Raw genomic sequence first — 21,665 nt, forward strand, 5'->3', positions numbered from 1 at the left:
TACCTATCCTTCCCGCTATACCCGACGCCGCTTGGGCGGACGGCAGCCGTTGTGCGGCTGGGGGGTTACATCGGAAATGGTGCCGACCTCGAGGCCAGCGGCCTGGAGGGAACGGATTGCGGTCTCGCGACCGGATCCCGGTCCCTTGACGAAGACGTCAACCTTCTTGACACCGTGCTCCTGCGCCTTACGGGCAGCGCTCTCAGCAGCAAGCTGAGCGGCGAAGGGAGTCGACTTACGCGAACCCTTGAAGCCGACGTGTCCCGAAGACGCCCAGGAAATGACATTTCCGGCGGGGTCCGTGATGGACACGATGGTGTTGTTGAAGGTGCTCTTGATGTGAGCGGCGCCGTGCGGGATGTTCTTCTTATCCCTGCGACGCGTCTTCTGGGTCTTCTTCGGACCGGTGCTACGTGACTTCGGGGGCATTACTTCGCCTTCTTCTTGCCGGCAATGGTGCGCTTCGGACCCTTACGGGTACGGGCGTTGGTCTTGGTGCGCTGACCACGCACGGGCAGACCACGACGGTGGCGCAGGCCCTGGTAGCAGCCGATCTCGATCTTGCGACGGATGTCGGCCTGAACCTCGCGGCGAAGGTCACCCTCGACCTTGAGCGACTCCTCGATGTACTCGCGGAGCTTTGCCAGGTCCTCGTCCGAGAGGTCCTTGCTCCGGAGATCCGGGCTGACGCCGGTGGCGTCAAGGATTTCCTTGGAGCGGGTACGGCCGATGCCGTAGATGTATGTCAGTGCGATCTCCATGCGCTTTTCGCGAGGAAGATCAACACCAGAGAGACGTGCCATGGTGGCATTTCCTTATCGGTGTGCGGAGGTCTGCTCCCAGCCCTTCCCCTGTGCCTCTTGCCGAGTACCGACGCCCGAAGGCGCAGATGATCTCATCAACTAACTCAGTGGGGCCCCGGCCTCCGTGCCGGGGGTGAACCATTGTCCGACCTTGGCGATCGGTGAACGATCGCGTGGGGTCTCGTCAACAATGGCTGGTACTGGGAGGTCTTCTTTGCTTGTTGCCAAGCAGATCTTCGAAAAGCTAGATCTAGCCCTGACGCTGCTTGTGACGCAGGTTCTCGCAGATCACCATGACTCGACCGTTACGGCGAATCACTTTGCACTTCTCGCAGATCTTCTTGACGCTCGGCTGAACCTTCACGTCTTCTGATCTCCTGTTTTGTCGCAGCCCGCCGCGATGAACCGCGGCAGACATACTTCTCCCTGACCCAGGTCAGGTCCGGGAAGTTCGTTACTTGTAGCGGTAAACGATGCGTCCGCGCGACAAATCGTAGGGCGAGAGCTCTACGACAACGCGATCTTCCGGGAGGATGCGAATGTAGTGCTGACGCATCTTTCCGCTGATGTGGGCGAGGACCTTGTGGCCATTCTCGAGCTCAATGCGGAACATCGCATTGGGCAGCGGCTCGACTACTCGTCCTTCGACCTCGATGGCCCCGTCTTTCTTAGCCATATCCTCCGCGATCCGTTTGGTTTGGCATGCTTCGTGCATCGGCTTCCGTTACATTGGCACGCAATGGAAAGATCGTCGGCAGTTCGAAAGCCCGATCCCGGAGCGATCCAGGCGTAGGCATACGAACTATCGACGCGCATAGCGCACCGCCTAGCCATGTTACGCGATGTAAACGACCAGGCCAAATGCGCCTCCGGTCAGGGTGACGACGCACACCGCTCCCCCACCGAAAAAGTCCCAGCCTCGAAATGAGGCTGGGACTTCTCGAACATGAATCATGCTCGCTGCCAACACTTGTCAGCGACTGTGTCGACTACTCCGGCCGGAGTGTCAGAATCCGCGGACCGTCTTCGGTCACTGCGACAGTGTGTTCCCAGTGCGCCGCACGGGACCCGTCGGTCGTCACAACGGTCCAGTCGTCGTCGAGAATCACCGTGTCGGTGGTGCCGAGCGTGAGCATCGGCTCAATCGCCAGGCAAGATCCGACAACCAGTTCAGGACCCTTACCCGGGGCACCTTCATTGGCGAGGAACGGATCCATGTGCATTTCCCGGCCGATTCCGTGTCCGCCGTATCCGTCGACGATGCCGTAGGAACGACCGTGCAACTTCTCGGCGGCATGAGTACCGACCTCGATCGCGTGCGAAACATCCGTCAGACGGTTGCCGGCGATCATTGCCGCGATCCCGGCTTCCATGGAAAGCCGAGTGGCTTCGCTGAGCTCCTGATCGGCGACGCTGATCTCACCGACACCGAACGTCCAAGCGGAGTCACCGTGCCATCCGTCGAGGATCGCGCCACAGTCGATGGAAACCAGGTCGCCTTCAGCCAGGATGTCCTGAGCTGAAGGGATTCCGTGAACGACGCGATCGTTGACCGAGGAGCAGATCGAGCCGGTGAAGCCGTGGTACCCGAGGAACGAGGGCACGGCGCCGGCGTCACGAATGACGGATTCAGCGACCGCGTTCAATTCCAAAGTGCTGACACCGGGCTTCGCCGCAGCGCGAACCGCCACCAGAGCCGAACCCACGATCGCGCCGGCAGCAGCCATCGCGTCGAGTTCGCCCGCGGAGCGGAACGGAACAACCTTGCGTTTGCGCCCGAAGACCATTACTTACCCAACGCTGCCAGTGCGCGAGCGTTGACCTCTTCGACCTCGCCGATCGCGTCGACGGAGACGATGCTGTCCTTGTAGTAATCGAACAGCGGTGACGTCTCGTCGCGGTAGACCCGGAGTCGGTTGCGAATGACGTCCTCTGTGTCGTCGGCACGACCGCGGGCGAGCATACGCTCGACCACGATGTCCTCGTCGACGACGAAGGAGAGGACACCGTCGAGCTTGGTGTCGAGATCCTTCAAGATTCCCTCGAGTGCCTGAGCCTGTTCGACCGAGCGCGGAAATCCGTCGAGAAGGAAACCGTTTGCTGCGTCCGGTTCTGCGACGCGAGCCTTCACCATGTCGTTGGTGATCGAGCTCGGTACGAGTTCGCCGGCGTCGATGTACTTCTTTGCTTCCACACCGAGAGCGGTGGCCTGACCGATGTTCGCGCGGAAGAGATCACCCGTGGAGATATGGGGAACGCCGAACTTCTCGGACAAGATAGCGGCCTGGGTGCCCTTGCCGGCACCGGGAGGACCAAGGAGGACAAGTCTCACTTGAGGAACCCTTCATAGTTACGCTGCATTAGCTGACTCTCGATCTGCTTCACGGTGTCCAGGCCGACGCTGACCATGATCAGCACCGCGGTGCCACCGAACGGCAGGTTCTGCGCGCCGCCGCCATTCCCGATGTCGAGGAACAGGTTGGGCAGAACAGCAATGGTGCCGAGGTAAATCGCACCCGGAAGGGTGATGCGACTCAGCACGTAGTTGAGGTAGTCCGCGGTCGGCTGACCGGGTCGGATACCGGGGATGAAGCCGCCGAACTTCTTCATCTCGTCGGCGCGCTCTTCGGGATTGAAGGTGATGGCGACGTAGAAGTACGTGAAGAAGACGATCAGGCCGAAGTAGATCGCGATGTACACCGGGTTGGCCGGATTCACCAGGTAGGTGTTGATGAGGCGCTGCCACCAACTGGGGTCGACCGCTGTACTGGCCGAAGTCAGCTGTGCAATCAAGTTCGGGAGGTACAGCAGTGAAGACGCGAAGATCACCGGGATGACGCCGGCCTGGTTCACCTTCAGAGGCAGGTACGTCGAGGATCCGCCGTACATCTTGCGTCCGACCATCCGCTTCGCGTACTGCACCGGGATACGACGCTGACCCTGCTCGACGAAGACGACACCGGCGATGATCAGCAGCGCTGCGAGGCAGACGAAGGCGAAGACCAGCGGACCACGGCTGTCGAGGATTGCCTTGCCCTCGCTCGGGATACGCGATGCGATACCGGCGAAGATGAGGAGGGACATACCGTTGCCGACGCCACGTTCGGTGATGACCTCGCCGAACCACATGACCATGGCAGCACCGGCAGTCATGACCAGCACGATGATGACAAGTCCGAAGATCGACTTGTCGGCGATGATGTCGTCACAGCCCTGGAGCAACTGTCCGCGTGCCGCAAGAGCGACGATGCCGGTCGACTGCAGGATTGCCAGAGCAATGGACAGGTAACGCGTGTACTGCGTCATCTTGGCCTGGCCGGACTGGCCTTCTTTCCGAAGTTCCTCGAACTTCGGAATCACCACGGTCAGGAGCTGCACGATGATGCTCGCCGTGATGTACGGCATGATGCCGATCGCAAAGATCGACATCTGCAGCAGAGCGCCGCCGGAGAACAGGTTGATCAGCGAGTAGATACCTGCTGAGTCACCGGAGTTGGCGATATCGATGCACTGACGCACACGGCCGTAGTCGACACCTGGGGACGGGATGAGAGCGCCGACCCGATACAGAGCCACCAAGCCGAGGGTGAAGAGGATCTTCCGCCTCAGGTCTGGGGTCCTGAGGGCCGAGACGAAGGCGGAAAGCAAAGATCCTCCTGGCACGACGGTAGGGAGACAGATCGTTTTGACCTGTCGAACTTTTGAACTCTAACAGTGAGCATTTGGGAACTAGGCGGGCAGACCACGAAAACCGGGTAAGCCGAAGATACATTTGCCACTCGGTGACCAGAATACTGGCCCGTCCGAGCACGCACGACCAATCTGTGACACGACCTCGTAGACGCCGATGGCCGCACCGCAGCAAACGCTGCGCTGCGGCCATCGGACTAGCTACGCGTGATCACTCACAGCTCGGTGGCGGAACCACCGGCAGCAGCAATCTTTTCCTTGGCGGAACCGGTGAACTTGTCGACGGTCACCTGAACGGCAACTGTCAGTTCGCCGTCGCCCAGAACCTTGACGAGCTGGTTCTTGCGGACTGCGCCCTTGGCGACGAGATCCTCGACCGTGATTGCTCCACCTTCGGGGAACAGACGGGCGATGTCGCCGACATTGACGACCTGGTACTCGACGCGGAACGGGTTCGTGAAGCCCTTGAGCTTGGGCAGACGCATGTGAAGCGGCATCTGTCCACCCTCGAAGCCCACGCGCACGGTGTTACGTGCCTTGGTGCCCTTGGTACCGCGACCTGCGGTCTTACCACGCTTGCCGCCCTCACCGCGTCCAACACGAATCTTGTTGGACTTGGATCCCGGAGCGGGGCGCAGGTGGTGCAGTTTGATGGTCATGGTTAGACCTCCTCAACTGTTACGAGGTGGCGCACCACGTTGATCAGACCGCGGTTCTGTGCGTTGTCCTCACGAACAACGGTCTGACGGATGCCCTTGAGACCCAGCGTGCGCAGAGAATCCTTCTGGTTCTGCTTGGTCCCGATGATGCTCTTGATCTGAGTGACCTTGAGATCTGCCATTACTTCACACTCCCAGCAGCCTGTGCGCGAGCGCGAAGCATGCCGGCGGGTGCAACCTCTTCGAGGGTGAGGCCGCGGCGAGCCGCAACTTCCTCGGGACGCTGCAGACCCTTGAGCGCAGCAACGGTCGCATGCACGACGTTGATGGCGTTGTCGCTACCGAGCGACTTCGACAGGATGTCCGCGATACCAGCGCACTCCAGCACGGCGCGCACAGCGCCACCGGCGATAACACCGGTACCGGGGCTTGCCGGGCGAAGCATGACGATGCCGGCAGCAGCCTCACCCTGAACGGGGTGAGTGATGGTGTTGGCGATCATCGGGACGCGGAAGAAGCTCTTGCGAGCCTCCTCGACACCCTTCTGGATGGCCGCGGGAACTTCCTTGGCCTTTCCGTAGCCGACGCCGACCAGTCCGTTGCCGTCTCCGACGATCACCAGAGCGGTGAAGCTGAAGCGACGACCACCCTTGACGACCTTGGAAACGCGGTTGATCGTGACAACGCGCTCGATGAACTGTGACTTCTCCGCAGCGTTTCCGCCACGGCCACCGTCGCGACGGTCACGGCCGCCACCACGGTTGTCCCCACGAGCGTTGCTGTTGTCACCGCTGTTGGGGCCATTCTGTCCGGCGGGTCCGCTTCCGCCGTCACGCCTTTGACGTCCCGGCATCAGGCTGTCCTTCCGTTGAAAATGTTGGTCATCAGAACTTCAACCCGCCTTCGCGAGCCGCGTCTGCCAGGGCCGCGATGCGACCGTGGTAGCCGTGTCCGCCGTGGTCGAAGACAACTGCTTCCACGCCGGCAGCCTTGGCGCGCTCGGCGATCAGCTGACCGACCTTCGCGCTCGCAGCCTTCTTGTCGCCTTCTGCCACGCGCACGTCTGCTTCGATGGTCGACGCGGAGGCCAGGGTGTGGCCGGCCAGGTCGTCCACGAGCTGGACGTGGATGTGGCGCGAGGACCGGTTGACGACCAAGCGGGGACGCTCGGGCGTGCCGGAGACCTTCTTGCGGAGACGGAAGTGACGACGCGTCTTCGAGAGACGACGCTTGGTGGACGCATCCTTGCCCAGCGGAATCCGCTTGGCTTTCTGGTTTGCAGTCTGGCTCATATCACTTACCCGTCTTTCCGACCTTGCGGCGGATCTGCTCACCCTCGTAACGCACGCCCTTACCCTTGTACGGGTCCGGACGACGGAGACGACGGATGTTGGCCGAGATCTGCCCGACCTTCTGCTTGTCGATGCCGGACACCGAGAACCGGGTGGGCGACTCGACGACGAAGGTGATGCCTTCAGGAGCCTCGATCGGCACCGGGTGGCTGAAGCCGAGCGCGAACTCGAGGTCCTTGCCCTTCAGTGCCACACGGTAACCAACACCGTGGATCTCCATCTTCTTCGTGTAACCCTCGGTGACACCGGTGATGATGTTCGCAACCAGGGTCCGCGACAGACCGTGCAGCGCGCGGCTACGACGCTCGTCGTCGGGGCGCGTGACGCTCAGCGAGCCGTCCTCTGCCTTTTCGATTGCGATGGGCTCGGAGATGGTCAGCGCGAGGGTGCCCTTGGGACCCTTGACGGTGACATCCTGGCCGCTGATCGTGACGTCAACGCCCGCGGGGACGGTGACCGGAATCTTTCCAATACGCGACATTGTGGTGGCCTCCCTTACCAGACGTAGGCGAGGACTTCCCCGCCTACTCCTTGATTGGCCGCCTGGCGATCGGTGAGCAGACCGGACGACGTGGAGATGATGGCCACGCCGAGGCCTCCGAGGACCTTGGGCAGGTTGGTGGACTTCGCGTAAACCCGGAGACCGGGCTTGGAAACGCGACGCACGCCGGCGAGGCTACGCTCGCGGCTGGGACCGTACTTCAGATCGACGATGAGGGTCTTGCCGACCTCTGCGTCTTCGGTACGGAAATCGGAGATGTAGCCCTCGCGCTTGAGGATCTCGGCGATGTTCGCCTTGATCTTCGAGTGGGGAAGCTTCACCTCATCGTGGTACGCCGTGTTGGCGTTGCGCAGACGCGTCAAGAAGTCTGCGATGGGGTCAGTCATGGTCATAGGTCGACCTCGACACCTTTCTCGCTGTGGTTCCCATGCAACACCGGACGAATCCGATCGTGGGCCTCCAGCAATTCGGCTGGGCCGTCCGACTTGTGTCAGACGGCGTAAGTTACCGCACCGAGCTGAACGCATGCGTCAGCCACGGCAACCGCTCTAGTGTAGGGAACTTTGGCGCAGGTGTCCACCGGGATCCCATGTCGCCTCCCCCACTGCCGCCCGAAGGATGCGATCGGGAAGCTATCGACGCACCCCGAAATCTGAACTGCTCGTTCGGCACCGAAGAACGACACCGACGAACGATGATCGCTTTCAACCAGAGTCGCAGCGGGGCAGTTCTTTTCAGGATCGGCACGATTCACATCTCGATGAAAACCACGAATGGGCGTGGGGTTCCAAAGGAACCCACGCCCATTCACATGCGTGGTGTGACGAAGCCCGAGGGCCTCAGATCACCAAGAGCTCTTGCGAACTCCGGGAAGCTCGCCGGCGTGAGCCATCTCGCGAACGCAGATACGGCACAAGCCGAACTTGCGGAACACCGAGTGCGGGCGACCGCACCGCTGGCAGCGGGTGTAGGCGCGAACCGCGAACTTGGGCTTCTTGTTGGCCTTGTTGACCAATGCCTTCTTAGCCATGCGCTCAGTTCTCCTTGAACGGGAAGCCGAGGTGCTTGAGCAGTGCACGGCCTTCTTCGTTGTTGGTTGCGGTGGTCACGACGGTGATGTCCATGCCGCGGGGGCGATCGATCTTGTCCACGTCGATCTCGTGGAACATCGACTGCTCGTTGAGGCCGAACGTGTAGTTGCCGTTGCCGTCGAACTGGTTGCCCGAGAGACCGCGGAAGTCGCGGATACGGGGCAGAGCGACAGACACGAGGCGGTCCAGGAACTCCCACATGCGGTCACCACGGAGGGTGACGCGTGCACCGATGGGCATACCTTCGCGGAGCTTGAACTGCGCGATGGACTTACGTGCCTTGCGGATCTCGGGCTTCTGGCCCGTGATCAGCGACAGGTCATGGACAGCGCCGTTGATCAGCTTGGCGTCACGGGCAGCGTCGCCGACGCCCATGTTGACGACAACCTTGACGACGCCGGGGATCTGCATGACGTTCGAGTAGTCGAACTCGCTGTTGAGCGCGTCCTTGATCTCAGCGCGGTAGCGTGCCTTGAGGCGCGGCTGGACCTTGTTTTCGGTGGAGGTCATGTCAGATGTCCTTCCCGTTCTTCCGGGAAATCCGAACGCGCTTGCCGGACTCTTCGTCGGTGCGGTAGCCCACGCGGGTGGGGTTTCCGTCCGAGTCGACGACTGCAACGTTGGAAACGTGGATCGGGGCTTCCTGCGTGACGATGCCGCCGGAGGATGCTCCGCGCTCGTTCGCGGAAACCGCGGTGTGCTTCTTGATTCGGTTCACGCCTTCGACGAGGACCTTGTCGGTCGCGGGGTAGGCCTGAATGACCTTGCCCTTCGCGCCCTTGTCCTTGCCGGCGATGACCAGAACGGTGTCACCCTTGTGCACCTTCATCACAGCACCTCCGGGGCAAGCGAAACGATCTTCATGAACTTCTTCTCGCGCAGCTCACGGCCGACGGGTCCGAAGATGCGGGTTCCACGGGGATCACTGTCAGCCTTGATGAGCACTGCAGCGTTCTCGTCGAACTTGATGTAGGAACCGTCCGGACGACGGCGCTCCTTGGTCGTGCGAACGATGACGGCCTTGACGACCTCACCCTTCTTGATGTTTCCACCGGGGATTGCGTCCTTGACGGTGGCGACGATGACGTCACCGATCCCGGCGTAGCGACGTGACGAACCGCCGAGAACGCGGATGCAAAGGATTTCCTTGGCACCCGTGTTATCAGCGACGCGAACTCGCGACTCCTGCTGAATCACTTGATCTCCCTAGACCTGGAATTTCGTGCGCAACGGATTACCGACCCGGTGCGCGCGGTCATTGTTGCCACCTGCGTCGTGTCTGAGCTGCAGTCCCACCGACTGACGTCGGGAGACGATCACTGCAAGCACCGTTCGAGCTGCGCACGTGAAGACACACCTCTGCCACAGGCAACCGTTCTATTGTAGGGAAGGGTTCACCGAATACCAAATCAGCCGTACTCGACGCAACTCGAACCCTTCGCCCGGAAAGCCCCGAAAGCCCCCGGAAAGCCAAATGGCCCACTCCCCCAAGGGGAAGCGGGCCATTCGGTGATACTCGATCAGCTCGAGGATTCGATCAGGCTTACTTGGCCTTTTCGAGGACCTCGACCAGACGCCAGTGCTTCGTCGCGGACAGCGGACGGGTTTCCATCAGCTGAACGCGGTCGCCGACGCCGGCAACGCCGTTCTCGTCGTGCGCCTTCACCTTGGTCGTACGGCGGATGATCTTGCCGTAGAGCTTGTGCTTGACGCGGTCTTCGAGCTCGACCACGATCGTCTTTTCCATCTTGTCGGACACGACGTATCCGACACGGACCTTACGGCTCGCGCGCTCTTCTGTGCTCACTGCTTTTTCCTCACTCATGCCGCGTCACCTGCATCCGGACCCACAGCGAGTCCGAGCTCACGCTCACGCAGGACGGTGTAGATGCGCGCGATCTCGTGACGAACGGTGCGCAGTCGTCGGTTGTTGTCCATCTGGCCGGTAGCCATCTGGAAACGAAGGTTGAAAAGCTCTTCCTTCGACTCACGGAGCCGGGTGACCAGCTCGTCTTCACTGAGCTCGCGGAGCTCTGCTGCTGGGGTTCCAGTAGCCATCAGAACTGCTCCTCTCTGGTCACGATCCGGCACTTGCACGGGAGCTTGTGCATCGCGCGGCGCAGGGCCTCACGAGCAATCTCCTCGTTGGGGTATGTCATCTCGAACAGAACGCGTCCGGGCTTGACGTTGGCAATCCACCACTCGGGCGAACCCTTACCGGAACCCATTCGGGTTTCGGCCGGCTTCTTCGTGAGGGGACGATCCGGGAAGATGTTGATCCAGATCTTGCCGCCACGCTTGATGTGCCGAGTCATGGCGATACGAGCGGACTCGATCTGCCGGTTGGTGATGTAGGCAGGCTCGAGAGCCTGGATGCCGTAGTCACCGAAGGTCACCTGGGTACCGCCCTTGGCGGCACCCGAACGGCTCGGGTGGTGCTGCTTGCGGTGCTTGACCCGCCGTGGGATCAACATGCGTCAGCCCTCCTGATTCTGTTCAGTTGCGGGAGCATCGGCGGTTGCGGTCGCTGCGCGGCCGGCCTCGGTGCTGGTCGCAGTGGTACCGGTGGCACCGGAACGACGCGGACGGCTCGGACGCTCACGACGCGGGCGATCCCCGGCCGGTGCGGCCGTGTTGGCGGCGAGCTCACGCTTGCCACCGACGATGTCGCCCTTGTAGATCCAGACCTTGACGCCGATGCGACCGAAGGTGGTCTTGGCCTCGTAGAGGCCGTAGTCGATGTCCGCACGAAGCGTGTGCAGCGGCACACGGCCTTCGCGGTAGAACTCCGACCGGGACATCTCGGCGCCGCCGAGACGACCGGAGCACTGAACGCGGATTCCCTTGACGTTGGGCTGACGCATGGCCGACTGGATGGCCTTGCGCATTGCACGACGGAAGGCAACGCGGTTCGAGAGCTGCTCGGCCACACCCTGTGCGACGAGCTGTGCTTCAGCTTCTGCGTTCTTGACCTCGAGGATGTTCAGCTGAACCTGCTTGCCGGTCAGCTTCTCGAGCTCGGAGCGGATGCGATCGGCTTCGGCGCCGCGGCGGCCGATGACGATGCCCGGACGTGCAGTGTGGATGTCCACGCGAACACGGTCACGGGTGCGCTCGATTTCGACCTTCGCGATTCCTGCGCGCTCCATGCCGGTGGCGAGGAGCTTACGGATCGCGACGTCTTCCTTGACGTACTCCGCGTACTGCTTGTCTGCGTACCAGCGAGACTTCCAGTCGGTGGTGATGCCGAGACGGAAGCCGTGCGGGTTGATTTTCTGGCCCACTACTGAGCACTTCCCTTCCGGCGATTACGGGTCGATGTTCCGGTCTTCGGCAGGCTCTCCACGATCACGGTGATGTGACTGGTGCGCTTGCGAATACGGAACGCACGTCCCTGTGCACGCGGCTGGAACCGCTTGAGGGTCGCGCCCTCGTCCACGAACGCCGTAGCAACGACAAGCGTGCTGGGGTCGAGGTCGAGGTTGTTCTCGGCGTTGGCTGCTGCGGAGGCGATCACCTTGGCGACCGGCTCGCTCGCTGCCTGCGGCGCGAACTTCAGGATGTTCAGGGCGTCTTCAACCGAGCGCCCGCGGACCAGGTCCACAACTCGACGTGCCTTCATCGGCGTGACGCGAACGTGCTTCGCTACAGCCTTGGCAGTCGGGTTGGCGGTTTCGGTGTTGCTCATCGCCTCTTCGCCTTCCGATCATCCTTGATGTGACCCTTGAACGTGCGGGTCGGTGCAAACTCTCCGAGCTTGTGTCCGACCATGGAGTCGGAAACGAACACGGGGACGTGCTTGCGGCCGTCGTGAACTGCAAACGTGTGGCCGATGAAGTCCGGGATGATTGTCGAACGACGGGACCAGGTCTTGATGACCTGCTTGGTTCCCTTTTCGTTCTGTACATCCACCTTCGCGAGGAGGTGGTCATCGACGAACGGGCCCTTCTTAAGGCTGCGTGGCATCCTTCACTCCCTCCTAGCGCTTGTTCTTGCCGGTGCGGCGGCGACGGACGATCATCTTGTCGCTTGCCTTGTTCTTGCGGGTACGGCCTTCAGGCTTACCCCACGGGCTGACCGGGTGGCGTCCACCTGAGGTCTTGCCCTCGCCGCCACCGTGCGGGTGGTCGACCGGGTTCATCACGACACCACGAACGGTCGGGCGCTTGCCCTTCCAACGCATACGGCCGGCCTTGCCCCAGTTGATGTTCGACTGCTCGGCGTTGCCGACCTCGCCGACGGATGCGCGGCAGCGCACGTCGACGCGACGGATTTCACCGGAAGGCATACGCAGCGTGGCGTAGCTGCCTTCCTTACCGAGGAGCTGGATGCTGGCGCCTGCGGAACGAGCCATCTTGGCTCCGCCGCCGGGACGCAGTTCCACACCGTGGATGGTGGTACCAGTCGGGATGTTGCGCAGCGGCAGGTTGTTGCCCGGCTTGATGTCGGCGCCTGCACCGGACTCGACCGGTGAACCCTGCACCAGGCCCTTGGGGGCGATGATGTAGCGCTTCTCACCGTCTGCGTAATGCAGGAGTGCGATGTTTGCTGTGCGGTTGGGGTCGTACTCGATGTGAGCGACCTTTGCCGGGATGCCGTCCTTGTCGTTGCGACGGAAATCGATCAGTCGGTATGCACGCTTGTGTCCGCCACCCTTGTGACGGGTGGTGATACGACCGTGTGCGTTACGTCCACCGCGACCGTGCAGCGGGCGAACCAGCGACTTCTCGGGGGTCGACCGAGTGATCTCGGCGAAGTCCGAGACGCTCGAGCCACGACGGCCCGGTGTTGTCGGCTTGTACTTACGGATTGCCATGAGTCTTCTCGTCCTCTATGTCTCGTCAAGTCCCGGCGCTTACGCGACCGGTCCTCCGAAGATCTCGATGGGCTTGCTGTCAGCGGACAGGGTCACGAGCGCGCGCTTGGTGTCCTTGCGCTTGCCGTAACCGAATCGGGTCCGCTTACGCTTGCCCTGACGGTTGGCGGTGTTGACGCTGGTCACCTTGACGCCGAAGACCTTCTCGACGGCAATCTTGATCTGCGTCTTGTTCGAGTCCGGGTGCACCAGGAAGGTGTAGGTGCCTTCCTCGATCAGTCCGTAGGACTTCTCGGAGATGACCGGAGCGAGCAGGATGTCGCGGGGGTCAGCGATGGTGCTCACTTGGCGTCCTCCTTGTTCTGAGCGCTCTCTGCGGGCCCGTGGATGAACGCGTTGAGTGCCTCGACGCTGAACACGACATCGTCTGCATTGAGCACGTCGTAGGTGTTGAGCTGGTCGGGTGCAATGGGATGCACGCCTTCCAGGTTCTGCACGCTCTTCCAAGCGGCTACATCCTGGCGACCCACGACGAGCAGCAGCTTCTTGCGATCCGAAATCTCGCCGAGGAACGCGATTGCGCCCTTGGTCGAAGGCGTCTGCCCTGCAACCAGTTCGGTGATGACGTGGATGCGCTCGTTGCGTGCGCGGTCAGAGAGGGCTCCGCGAAGAGCGGCTGCCTTCATCTTCTTGGGGGTGCGCTGGCTGTAGTCACGCGGCTGCGGGCCGTGAACGGTTCCGCCGCCGACGAACTGCGGTGCGCGAGTCGAGCCCTGGCGTGCGCGGCCGGTGCCCTTCTGGCGGTACGGCTTCTTGCCACCGCCGCGGACGTCGCCGCGGGTCTTGGTGGAGTGGGTTCCCTGACGAGCAGCTGCGAGCTGCGCGACGACAACCTGATGGAGAAGCGCGATGTTGGCCGGAGCGTCGAAGATCTCAGCGGGGAGATCGACGGTGCCGTTGGTCTTGCCGCCGGCGACCTTGACGTCCAGGGTCAACTTGGTCTCGGTGCTGGTCATGCCCGTGCACCACCCTTCACTGCACTCTTGACGATCACGAGGCCGCCCTTGCGGCCGGGGATCGCACCCTTGATCAGCAGCAGGCCGTTCTCGGCATCCACCTTGTGGACCGAGAGGTTCTGCGTCGTGATGCGGTCGCTACCCATGCGTCCGGACATGCGCATGCCCTTGAACACGCGGCCGGGAGTTGCACAGCCACCGATGGAGCCCGGGCGGCGGTGAACAGCCTGGGTACCGTGCGACGCGCCCTGTCCCTTGAAGCCGTGACGCTTCATGGTTCCGGCGAAGCCCTTGCCCTTGCTGGTTCCGGTGACGTCGACGTATGCGCCGTCCTCGAAGACCTCGGCGGTGAGCTCCTGGCCGACCTCGTAGTCGGAGGTGTCCGCAACGCGGAGCTCCACTACGTGGCGACGCGGGGTCACACCAGCCTTGGTGAACTGGCCGGAAGTCGGCTTGTTCACCTTGCGCGGGTCGATGGCGCCGAACGCGAGCTGAACGGCGCTGTAGCCGTCACGCTCTTCGGTACGGATCTGGGTTACGACGTTCGGCCCAGCCTTCACGACGGTGACCGGGACAACCCGGTTGTTCTCGTCGAAGACCTGGGTCATGCCGAGCTTGGTGCCCAGGATTCCCTTGATCTTGGTATCAGTCATTGTTTTTGTCTCCGCCGTCACTGAATGTTCACGTCGACACTGGCCGGAAGGTCGATGCGCATGAGCGCGTCAACCGTCTTCGGCGTCGGGTCGAGAATGTCGATCAGCCGCTTGTGAGTACGCATCTCGAAGTGCTCGCGCGAGTCCTTGTACTTGTGCGGCGAGCGGATGACGCAATATACGTTCTTCTCGGTCGGCAACGGCACAGGTCCAACGACGCGGGCACCCGTACGGGTTACCGTCTCGACGATCTTGCGCGCTGACGCGTCGATCGCCTCGTGGTCGTAGGCCTTGAGCCTGATGCGGATCTTTTGTCCCGCCACGCTTAGTGTCCTTTTCTTGCCGCGTTTCGTAGCCCGCCTGGTCAGGCTCGAGCTACCTCGTCTGCACAGTCCTTGCCTGGACGATGACACGACGAACACTGAAGCGATCGGGACCAAGTCCAAGTTCTCGGGAGTACCGAGATTCGGATCGAGATCAGGATCTGCTGCCGCTGTTCGTTTGTCATTGTTCTCCGGTACACGCGGTCGGGCGTGTCGCCTTCTCACTCATCCTGCGCCGGACAATCTTTCGATTATCTGGCGCGTGATGCGTACCGGACGTGTTCGATGTCGAACACAAAGTAGGTACTGCTTCCGTCCTGCATTACTTCTCGTCTTGCATGGTCACAGTCGTTGACCCGATTACCCTGACGGGATCTGCGATCGATCGTCTGTGACGTCTTACCCTTACCCGATCACGGCCGCAATCGACCGCGTCCCGGACAAGGCAACCCGACCAGTATGCCGTACCTGGCCCAAATCCTCAACTCCCCCGAACTGCCTTTTCCGAGTGAGCTGCGCGACAACAACCTTACTCAGAAGTAAGATACGCCTATGACTACCTCCAGCCCTACCTATCGCGGATGGCAGAAATTGCCGGACAACGCCCTCGGACATGCAGTTTTCTCGGCGGCGATGTCCATTCGCGTGCCCTATTTCGCCTCTGTTCTCCCCCGGGTGACCAAGTTGGAACCAGGGCTCTGCGAGGTTCGCTCCCCCAAATGGTGGGGCGTCCACAACCATCTCGGCACTTTTCACGCGATCGCAGCATGCAATCTCGCGGAGGTCGCAATGGGCATGCTGAGCGAAGCGACGGTTCCGAACTCGCACCGCTGGATCCCCAAGTCCATGAAGGTCGACTACCTCGCCAAGGCCGAGACCGGCCTGCGGGCGGTCGCCCGACTCGAGACTTTGCCGGACTTCGCGGCGATCGAGAGTGGCACGGAACTTCTCGTTCCCATCTCGATCTTCGACCGTGGCGGCAAGGAAGTAGTCCACGCCGAAATCACCACCTGGGTCTCCCCCAAGTAGGCACTCACGAACCCGCCTGCATCGCAACCTGATTCGCCCGCCAAACAGGTTTCGCAGAATTAGGCACCACCGCAGGTTTCGGCGAATGACGATAGTGGAACACCTCCCCGAACGGCGATGGTCGGTCGGGGTGCCGGTGTCCGGAGGTGGGTTGCGTTCCGGGCACCACATTGTCGACCTCGCGTCACGCCGAGCACCGGGAGGCCTCGTGGAAGAGTTCTTGACCACAACGAGTTCCGAAGCAGGCACGCAGACCTCGTCGTATCCGGACGAGGCCGAGGGATTGGACAGCTTCCGGCGCGACCTCGACGCCATCGACGCTCTACTTCTCGAGACGGTGCGGCAGCGGCTGGAACTCTGCCTGCGCATCGGCGAGTGGAAGCGCTCACGCGAGGTTCCGATGATGCAACCCGGCCGCGTCCGCCTCGTGCAGGAGCGGGCGCGTGAATTCGCCCGTAGACACGACCTCTCCCCCGACTTCTTCAACGCCCTGTACGAGCTGATGATTGCCGAGACCTGTCGACTCGAAGACCTGGTGATCAACGCACCTGTTGAGGAGGAGGACACTGTTCGGGAATCCGTCGGACCGAGATCAGGATCATCGACATGAGTTCCCGCACCCTTCTGGTGGACAATTACGACTCGTTTACCTACAACCTGTTCACCCTGTTGACCGAGGTCAACGGGGTTGTGCCGACCGTGGTCCGCAACGACGCGGATTGGGATTCCCTCGATCTCGCGTCGTACGACAACGTGGTCATCTCCCCAGGTCCCGGCCGGCCGGATCGCGACCGTGATTTCGGAATCAGCCGCCGTTTCATCGAAGAAGCGCCTCTCCCACTTCTCGGTGTCTGTCTCGGCCACCAGGGCCTGTGCGAGTTGTTCGGCGCGGACGTGGTGGTTGCGCCCGTCCCGATGCACGGCCGAATTTCGCTGATCGATCACGACGGCTCGGGCATCTTTGCCGGACTTCCGTCGCCGTTCCGAGCTGTTCGCTACCACTCGTTGACCGTCGAGAATCTGCCGAACGCCTTCGTTCGTACCGCGTGGACGTCCGACGGACTGCTCATGGGTGTCCGGCACCGGACCAAGCCGATGTGGGGCGTTCAGTTCCATCCGGAGTCCATCAGTACCGAGTTCGGCATAGATTTGCTCGCGAACTTCCGCGATCTGTCCGTCGGACGCACTCTGGATTCGGTGATCCGACCCGAACCTGCTCCGCAAACACCCGACCTGCGGCCGGCGATCAACTACGACGTCGACGACGTGACTCTCGATTTTGCAGTGGACCCGTCGGCGGCCTATGCAGCACTGTTCGCCGACGGCCCGAACGCGTTCTGGCTGGACCGCGCGGCAACCGCAGAGCCGAGTGCGCGCTTTTCGATTCTCGGCGATTCGTCGGGGCCGCTGGCCGAGTTCATCACGTACGACGTGCAAGCCGAGGTACTGACTGTCAGCCGAAAAGGCCTGTCCGACGAGCACATTCGAGTTCCATTCTTCGATTACTTGGACGCACAACTCGCGACACGCTTCGTGCCCTCACATCCGGAACTCGACTTCAACCTCGGCTACGTGGGCTACCTCGGCTACGAACTGAAAGCACAGACCGGAGGAAGGGCAGTCCATCCGGCACCCACTCCTGATGCCGCTCTGGTGTTTGCCGATCGCGCCGTCGTCATCGATCACACCGCGGGCCGCACTCACGTTTTGAGATTGCGCGAGAAAGTCCGGGACGCCGGCTATGACGATTGGCTCGAATCGACCGTCGACGCCTTGGCGCGGATCGGCGCGGACCTTCCGGAACGCACCCCGGTTCCGCTGATCAGCGACACCGTCTGGACGCAGGCTCGCCTGCGGCATGATCGCGATCAGTACCTGTCGTTGATCGGAACGGCCCTCTCGGAGATCCGGGCAGGTGAGTCCTACGAGGTGTGTCTGACCAACATGGCGAGCGTCGACGAGACGATCGATGCACAGCAGGCGTTCGAGTATCTGCGCTCGATCAATCCGACGCCGTACAGCGCACTTCTCGACTTCACCGGCATCTCGGTGGTCTCGGCCTCGCCTGAGCGGTTCCTTCGTGTCGACTCGGCCGGCAACGTCGAGTCCAAGCCGATCAAAGGGACCCGCCCGCGCGGCGTCACCCGAGCGCGTGACGCTGCCCTACGGCAGGACCTGCTCGACAGCGAGAAGGACCGCGCCGAGAACCTGATGATCGTGGACCTCACTCGCAACGACCTCACCAAGGTCTGCGTTCCGGGAAGTGTCCACGTTCCGAGGCTGTTCGCGATCGAGTCGTACTCGTCCGTTCACCAAATGGTGTCGACGGTGCGCGGACATCTGAGTCCGGGGTCGTCGGCGGTGGACTGTGTGCGTGCCGCGTTCCCCGGTGGATCGATGACCGGCGCTCCGAAGGTACGGACGATGGAGATCATCGACCGCCTCGAATCCGGCCCTCGTGGGGTCTACTCGGGATCGATCGGGTACTTCGCGCTCGGTGGCGCCGCGGACCTCTCGATCGTGATCCGGTCGCTGGTCTGTACCGAGAGCGGCGTGACCTTCGGAATCGGCGGTGCCATCACAGCGTTGTCCGATCCGGAAGAAGAATTCGACGAGACCACGGTCAAGGCGTCCACGCTGCTCCGTGCGCTCGACGCGGTGTCCTCGCGGGTCCTCGAGTACGGCGGGTAGATCCAGCCATGACGGCGTCATCAGGCACAGCGACGGTTGTCGGCGGGCTGGGTGCCGTCGGATCCATGTTCGTCGAACTGCTTCGCGCCGGGGGGTCGACCGTCACCGTCGTCGACCCAGCAGGCAGCGATCCCGACGGAGATGTAGTCGTCGGAGACATCACGAAACCCAGTGAGCAAGTCCTCGCGCACGTGGAGTCCTCGCGCATCATCGTGCTCGCGGTTCCCGAACAGGTCGCTCTAGCCGCACTACCGAGCCTTCGGACATCCGGCGCTCTCGTTGTGGACACGCTGTCGGTCAAATCGCGGATGGACGCAGCAATCGCCGACGCCGGCCGAGAAGGGGAATTCCTCGGACTCAACCCCATGTTCCGTCCGTCGCTCGGGCCACGCGGTCGGGCCGTCATCGCAGTGCCGTACGTCGGCGGTCCGCAGTCCGACAGATTCCTCGACATCGTGCGCTCGTGGGGAGCGTCGGTCGCGGTGATGGACGCCGATCGTCACGACCGGTTGGCTGCGGCCACCCAGGTTCTGACACACGCGTCGGTGCTGGCTTTCGGCGTTGCCCTGGCCGAACTCGGAGTTTCCGCGGACGAACTCCTCGCGGTCGCCCCTCCCCCGCATCGGGCCTTGCTCGCGCTCCTGGCGCGTGTAGCCGGCGGCGAACCGGAGGTGTACTGGGACGTACAAGCGGGCAATCCGTACGCAGGTGCGACACGAAAAGCACTGTTCGATGCCACCGCACAGGTGGACAGGGCGGCCGAGACCCTCGGCGACTTCACGACGCTGATTAAAACCGCCGACGCAGCGCTCGACAATCGCTCAGGCGAATTGAACGCGGAGTGCCAGAGCTTGTTCGATCGCATTGCCGAAGGGCACGGAGAGATCGCCGAAGGGCACAGAGAGTAGGGCACGATGAGACCTGGGGTGAGTCCGCCCAGCCTCCCGGAGTACGACGCCTCCGATCCGGTCGAGAGTGCAATCGTCCGCCGCCTTGCGAGCAATTGGGCGCGCCGGGCAACCGTGAAGAAGGCGGAGCCGGAACTGGACGATCTCTTCGATTCGTCGTTGTCCGACTACCCCGAAGCACTTCTCCCGTTCGCGGAGCATCCGACCTACCTGGCATTGCGTCCCGAGCAGAAGCAACGCCTGCAAGCCTGGGCATGGATCGCGTTCAACAAGAACGTCATGGACATCGAGAAGTACGTCGTCAATCCCGGCTTCGACGTTCTCGCCGAAGACCGACTTGGCGTCGGTCTCGGAGATTGGGCTGCAGTGGCGGTCAATCAGGCGATGGTCGACGAGCAATATCACACGCTCATGCACTTCAATGCCAGTTCAGCGACCCGTCGAGGCAGGGGCTGGGGGCTGCCGACCAAGGCATTGCCCGACGTCCTGACGGTCCGCACGCGGGCGCAAGCCCTCGACGCAGCCGGTGATCCGCGCAAGATCGCGCTGACACAGTTGGCGTTCATGACCGTCGCCGAGGTGTCGATCACCGCATACCTCGACCTGATCTCGGACGACCCGGGCGTGCAGTCGATCAACCGCGCGACCATTCGGTTGCACGCTCGCGACGAGTACTGCCATGCCTCGATTGCCGGGGAACTGGCGGTGCTGGTCTGGGATTCCTTGAATCGTGGAGATCGCAGCTATCTACTGGAAGGCTTCGAGGGCGCAATGCGCGCTTTCAGCGGGACCGACTTCGGCGCGTGGCGAGCAATCATGGAGATCGAAGCCATACCCGGCGGACAGAAGATGCTCGATGATGTCGCGTTGGAACCGAGCAACGAACTGTTCGTGCAGGACTACAGCGGTATCGAGAGGTTGTACAAGACCTTAAATCTGGACAGGATGTAGCCGACTCTCACGAATCCACGGGCATAGTGCGGGCTCCGGAACCTGACAGCAGTTTCCGCCATGACAGCCGATCGGTTTGCCGGTCGTACATTCGGTACGCCGGCCACAACAGAGCATGCAGAATTGACGACTTGAGAATCATCAAACGTAGTCGTGCAGTCATAGCCTGGTGATACTCGAGCGTTGTCACCGAAGCCTTGTTGTATGACAGAAACTCGATGGGTCCAGTCTCTCCCCTTCGGCCGGAGATTTCGCTCCGCATGTCCAGGTCAGTGCCGAACTGCATCCCTGCCTTCACCAGGCACAGCGACAGATCCACGTCTTCGTGAATGTCGGTGCGATCACTGACCTTGTCGCGGATCGAGCGCCACGACGTCGCCCGAATCGCCATATTCGAACCAGTCAGTGCGTGCGCAGGTTTGATTCCGTGGAAATCGCCACGGGCCTCGGCTTTGTTCACCGCTGCTCGCTGAAGCCCTGAAAACGGTGACTCGTAAAACAACGAGAAACCGGTAACGGCATCAAGATCATGAGAAGCGAAGGAACTTCGAACCGCTCGCGCCCATCCTGGTGCGACACGCGAATCCGCATCGACCCTACCGATGAATTCACCCACTGCGATGTCGAACCCGGCATTACGAGCATGAACAACGCCTTGACGCGGTTCGACAAGATATCGGACTCGAGAATCCCGCTGCTCGAAAGAACGCACGATTTCAGGGGTGCGGTCGGTGGAATTGTTGTCGACAACAATTATCTCGAGTATTTCGTCCCCTTGACGAGAGAGGGACTCCAAACACCCGGCGATGTAATCCTCCTCGTTGTACACGGGAACCACCACTGACAACGTGCCGATATCCATGAGCAGTAGGTTACAGCTCACGTCAAAATTGACCCGGTTGCACACCAGCGAGATCCGGTCGCGATGACCAAGTCCAGGGGTAGCAGGAGGCATGCTCACGCCATCTGTTCTAACGCTGGCGATAAAAGTGTCCGTCGCCACATCGCAGAACTTCGCCTGCGGTATGAAAATATCGGTGACGAACCAATCGACGCAGGCTGGGGCACGCCTGCCCGCCCTCGTCGCAGCCGATTCCCGCCGTGCAGCACCTGGTCCGACACCGCCCCTCCGGTAACATGCGATGTGCAACCAGAGATACACATACATGGTTCCTACAACC

General features: G+C 61.8%; 34 protein-coding genes. 5 read left to right on the forward strand and 29 right to left on the reverse strand.

What is annotated here, in order from left to right:
• Positions 1 to 15: 15 nt before the first annotated feature.
• The 28 genes from rpsK to rpsJ all read right to left on the reverse strand — a co-directional run bounded on the left by rpsK (position 16) and on the right by rpsJ (position 14,905).
• Complete coding sequence (gene rpsK / locus RhoBH5_RS06080) at positions 16 to 429, reverse strand: 30S ribosomal protein S11 (protein WP_003940683.1); 414 nt, start codon at positions 427 to 429, stop codon at positions 16 to 18.
• Positions 429 to 803 (reverse strand): 30S ribosomal protein S13, encoded by a 375-nt coding sequence (rpsM, locus tag RhoBH5_RS06085; RefSeq protein ID WP_003940834.1) that lies wholly within the window; start codon positions 801 to 803, stop codon positions 429 to 431. Before rpsM ends, rpsK begins: the two co-directional genes overlap by 1 nt.
• A gap of 250 nt (positions 804 to 1,053) precedes the next feature.
• On the reverse strand, positions 1,054 to 1,167 hold the full coding sequence (rpmJ, locus tag RhoBH5_RS06090) for a 50S ribosomal protein L36 (RefSeq protein WP_003938068.1): 114 nt from the start codon (positions 1,165 to 1,167) through the stop codon (positions 1,054 to 1,056).
• A gap of 90 nt (positions 1,168 to 1,257) precedes the next feature.
• The gene (gene infA, locus RhoBH5_RS06095) at positions 1,258 to 1,479 is read right to left on the reverse strand and encodes a translation initiation factor IF-1 (RefSeq protein WP_003418601.1); all 222 of its coding nucleotides are present in this window, start codon (positions 1,477 to 1,479) and stop codon (positions 1,258 to 1,260) included.
• Between the two features lie 313 nt (positions 1,480 to 1,792).
• Complete coding sequence (gene map / locus RhoBH5_RS06100; RefSeq protein ID WP_003940806.1) at positions 1,793 to 2,590, reverse strand: type I methionyl aminopeptidase; 798 nt, start codon at positions 2,588 to 2,590, stop codon at positions 1,793 to 1,795.
• Positions 2,590 to 3,135, reverse strand: coding sequence for an adenylate kinase (locus RhoBH5_RS06105; protein ID WP_003940868.1), 546 nt, complete (start codon positions 3,133 to 3,135; stop codon positions 2,590 to 2,592). Before RhoBH5_RS06105 ends, map begins: the two co-directional genes overlap by 1 nt.
• Positions 3,132 to 4,451 carry a preprotein translocase subunit SecY gene (gene secY, locus RhoBH5_RS06110; protein ID WP_003940773.1) on the reverse strand — a complete coding sequence of 440 codons (1,320 nt, stop codon included), beginning with the start codon at positions 4,449 to 4,451 and terminating at the stop codon, positions 3,132 to 3,134. Before secY ends, RhoBH5_RS06105 begins: the two co-directional genes overlap by 4 nt.
• 257 nt (positions 4,452 to 4,708) lie before the next feature.
• Positions 4,709 to 5,152: a 50S ribosomal protein L15 gene (rplO, locus tag RhoBH5_RS06115; RefSeq protein WP_003940829.1), complete on the reverse strand. Its 444-nt coding sequence runs from the start codon at positions 5,150 to 5,152 to the stop codon at positions 4,709 to 4,711.
• Between the two features lie 2 nt (positions 5,153 to 5,154).
• On the reverse strand, positions 5,155 to 5,334 hold the full coding sequence (gene rpmD / locus RhoBH5_RS06120) for a 50S ribosomal protein L30 (RefSeq protein WP_003940751.1): 180 nt from the start codon (positions 5,332 to 5,334) through the stop codon (positions 5,155 to 5,157).
• Positions 5,334 to 6,005, reverse strand: a complete 672-nt coding sequence (gene rpsE / locus RhoBH5_RS06125) for a 30S ribosomal protein S5 (RefSeq protein WP_003940718.1) — start codon at positions 6,003 to 6,005, stop codon at positions 5,334 to 5,336. Before rpsE ends, rpmD begins: the two co-directional genes overlap by 1 nt.
• A 31-nt stretch (positions 6,006 to 6,036) precedes the next feature.
• Positions 6,037 to 6,444, reverse strand: coding sequence for a 50S ribosomal protein L18 (rplR, locus tag RhoBH5_RS06130; RefSeq protein ID WP_003940996.1), 408 nt, complete (start codon positions 6,442 to 6,444; stop codon positions 6,037 to 6,039).
• Position 6,445: 1 nt separating this feature from the next.
• Positions 6,446 to 6,985 (reverse strand): 50S ribosomal protein L6, encoded by a 540-nt coding sequence (gene rplF, locus RhoBH5_RS06135; RefSeq protein ID WP_003940970.1) that lies wholly within the window; start codon positions 6,983 to 6,985, stop codon positions 6,446 to 6,448.
• 14 nt (positions 6,986 to 6,999) lie between these two features.
• Positions 7,000 to 7,398 (reverse strand): 30S ribosomal protein S8, encoded by a 399-nt coding sequence (gene rpsH, locus RhoBH5_RS06140; RefSeq protein ID WP_003940873.1) that lies wholly within the window; start codon positions 7,396 to 7,398, stop codon positions 7,000 to 7,002.
• Positions 7,399 to 7,850: 452 nt separating this feature from the next.
• Positions 7,851 to 8,036, reverse strand: a complete 186-nt coding sequence (locus tag RhoBH5_RS06145) for a type Z 30S ribosomal protein S14 (RefSeq protein WP_003940698.1) — start codon at positions 8,034 to 8,036, stop codon at positions 7,851 to 7,853.
• 4 nt (positions 8,037 to 8,040) lie between these two features.
• A complete protein-coding gene (gene rplE, locus RhoBH5_RS06150) occupies positions 8,041 to 8,607 on the reverse strand; it encodes a 50S ribosomal protein L5 (RefSeq protein WP_003940924.1) in 567 nt (188 codons plus the stop codon).
• Position 8,608: 1 nt separating this feature from the next.
• Complete coding sequence (rplX, locus tag RhoBH5_RS06155; protein WP_003941019.1) at positions 8,609 to 8,926, reverse strand: 50S ribosomal protein L24; 318 nt, start codon at positions 8,924 to 8,926, stop codon at positions 8,609 to 8,611.
• Complete coding sequence (gene rplN, locus RhoBH5_RS06160; RefSeq protein ID WP_003940951.1) at positions 8,926 to 9,294, reverse strand: 50S ribosomal protein L14; 369 nt, start codon at positions 9,292 to 9,294, stop codon at positions 8,926 to 8,928. Before rplN ends, rplX begins: the two co-directional genes overlap by 1 nt.
• Positions 9,295 to 9,640: 346 nt before the next feature.
• Positions 9,641 to 9,922, reverse strand: coding sequence for a 30S ribosomal protein S17 (gene rpsQ / locus RhoBH5_RS06165; protein WP_003941020.1), 282 nt, complete (start codon positions 9,920 to 9,922; stop codon positions 9,641 to 9,643).
• A complete protein-coding gene (gene rpmC, locus RhoBH5_RS06170) occupies positions 9,919 to 10,155 on the reverse strand; it encodes a 50S ribosomal protein L29 (RefSeq protein ID WP_003940734.1) in 237 nt (78 codons plus the stop codon). The genes rpsQ and rpmC overlap by 4 nt, the downstream gene beginning before the upstream one ends.
• Complete coding sequence (gene rplP, locus RhoBH5_RS06175; RefSeq protein WP_003940899.1) at positions 10,155 to 10,571, reverse strand: 50S ribosomal protein L16; 417 nt, start codon at positions 10,569 to 10,571, stop codon at positions 10,155 to 10,157. The genes rpmC and rplP overlap by 1 nt, the downstream gene beginning before the upstream one ends.
• Positions 10,572 to 10,574: 3 nt before the next feature.
• A complete protein-coding gene (gene rpsC, locus RhoBH5_RS06180; protein ID WP_003941003.1) occupies positions 10,575 to 11,381 on the reverse strand; it encodes a 30S ribosomal protein S3 in 807 nt (268 codons plus the stop codon).
• Positions 11,381 to 11,785, reverse strand: coding sequence for a 50S ribosomal protein L22 (rplV, locus tag RhoBH5_RS06185; RefSeq protein ID WP_003940717.1), 405 nt, complete (start codon positions 11,783 to 11,785; stop codon positions 11,381 to 11,383). The genes rpsC and rplV overlap by 1 nt, the downstream gene beginning before the upstream one ends.
• Positions 11,782 to 12,063 carry a 30S ribosomal protein S19 gene (gene rpsS, locus RhoBH5_RS06190; RefSeq protein WP_003940820.1) on the reverse strand — a complete coding sequence of 94 codons (282 nt, stop codon included), beginning with the start codon at positions 12,061 to 12,063 and terminating at the stop codon, positions 11,782 to 11,784. The genes rplV and rpsS overlap by 4 nt, the downstream gene beginning before the upstream one ends.
• Positions 12,064 to 12,076: 13 nt before the next feature.
• A complete protein-coding gene (rplB, locus tag RhoBH5_RS06195; protein WP_003940895.1) occupies positions 12,077 to 12,913 on the reverse strand; it encodes a 50S ribosomal protein L2 in 837 nt (278 codons plus the stop codon).
• 39 nt (positions 12,914 to 12,952) lie between these two features.
• Positions 12,953 to 13,258, reverse strand: coding sequence for a 50S ribosomal protein L23 (gene rplW / locus RhoBH5_RS06200; RefSeq protein ID WP_003940990.1), 306 nt, complete (start codon positions 13,256 to 13,258; stop codon positions 12,953 to 12,955).
• Positions 13,255 to 13,929, reverse strand: coding sequence for a 50S ribosomal protein L4 (rplD, locus tag RhoBH5_RS06205; protein ID WP_003940723.1), 675 nt, complete (start codon positions 13,927 to 13,929; stop codon positions 13,255 to 13,257). The genes rplW and rplD overlap by 4 nt, the downstream gene beginning before the upstream one ends.
• Positions 13,926 to 14,582 (reverse strand): 50S ribosomal protein L3, encoded by a 657-nt coding sequence (rplC, locus tag RhoBH5_RS06210; RefSeq protein WP_003940826.1) that lies wholly within the window; start codon positions 14,580 to 14,582, stop codon positions 13,926 to 13,928. Before rplC ends, rplD begins: the two co-directional genes overlap by 4 nt.
• A 17-nt stretch (positions 14,583 to 14,599) precedes the next feature.
• Positions 14,600 to 14,905, reverse strand: coding sequence for a 30S ribosomal protein S10 (gene rpsJ, locus RhoBH5_RS06215; RefSeq protein WP_003938093.1), 306 nt, complete (start codon positions 14,903 to 14,905; stop codon positions 14,600 to 14,602).
• A gap of 552 nt (positions 14,906 to 15,457) precedes the next feature.
• Between rpsJ and RhoBH5_RS06220 the strand changes: the two genes are divergently transcribed.
• The 5 genes from RhoBH5_RS06220 (at position 15,458) to RhoBH5_RS06240 (ending at position 20,484) form a co-directional block, all read left to right on the forward strand.
• Positions 15,458 to 15,934, forward strand: coding sequence for a hotdog fold domain-containing protein (locus RhoBH5_RS06220; RefSeq protein WP_003940943.1), 477 nt, complete (start codon positions 15,458 to 15,460; stop codon positions 15,932 to 15,934).
• 85 nt (positions 15,935 to 16,019) lie between these two features.
• Complete coding sequence (locus RhoBH5_RS06225) at positions 16,020 to 16,544, forward strand: chorismate mutase family protein (RefSeq protein ID WP_019747551.1); 525 nt, start codon at positions 16,020 to 16,022, stop codon at positions 16,542 to 16,544.
• The gene (gene pabB, locus RhoBH5_RS06230; RefSeq protein WP_270008046.1) at positions 16,541 to 18,625 is read left to right on the forward strand and encodes an aminodeoxychorismate synthase component I; all 2,085 of its coding nucleotides are present in this window, start codon (positions 16,541 to 16,543) and stop codon (positions 18,623 to 18,625) included. The genes RhoBH5_RS06225 and pabB overlap by 4 nt, the downstream gene beginning before the upstream one ends.
• A gap of 8 nt (positions 18,626 to 18,633) precedes the next feature.
• The gene (locus tag RhoBH5_RS06235) at positions 18,634 to 19,533 is read left to right on the forward strand and encodes a prephenate dehydrogenase dimerization domain-containing protein (RefSeq protein ID WP_270008047.1); all 900 of its coding nucleotides are present in this window, start codon (positions 18,634 to 18,636) and stop codon (positions 19,531 to 19,533) included.
• A gap of 6 nt (positions 19,534 to 19,539) precedes the next feature.
• A complete protein-coding gene (locus RhoBH5_RS06240) occupies positions 19,540 to 20,484 on the forward strand; it encodes a diiron oxygenase (protein WP_270008048.1) in 945 nt (314 codons plus the stop codon).
• A 7-nt stretch (positions 20,485 to 20,491) separates the two neighbouring features.
• On the opposite strand, the gene RhoBH5_RS06245 is transcribed toward RhoBH5_RS06240, so the two are convergent.
• Positions 20,492 to 21,346, reverse strand: coding sequence for a glycosyltransferase family 2 protein (locus RhoBH5_RS06245; protein WP_218680618.1), 855 nt, complete (start codon positions 21,344 to 21,346; stop codon positions 20,492 to 20,494).
• Positions 21,347 to 21,665 lie beyond the last annotated feature (319 nt).

The sequence above is a fragment of the Rhodococcus sp. BH5 genome, from assembly GCF_027583855.1.
Classification (GTDB): Bacteria; Actinomycetota; Actinomycetes; order Mycobacteriales; family Mycobacteriaceae; genus Rhodococcus_F; species Rhodococcus_F qingshengii.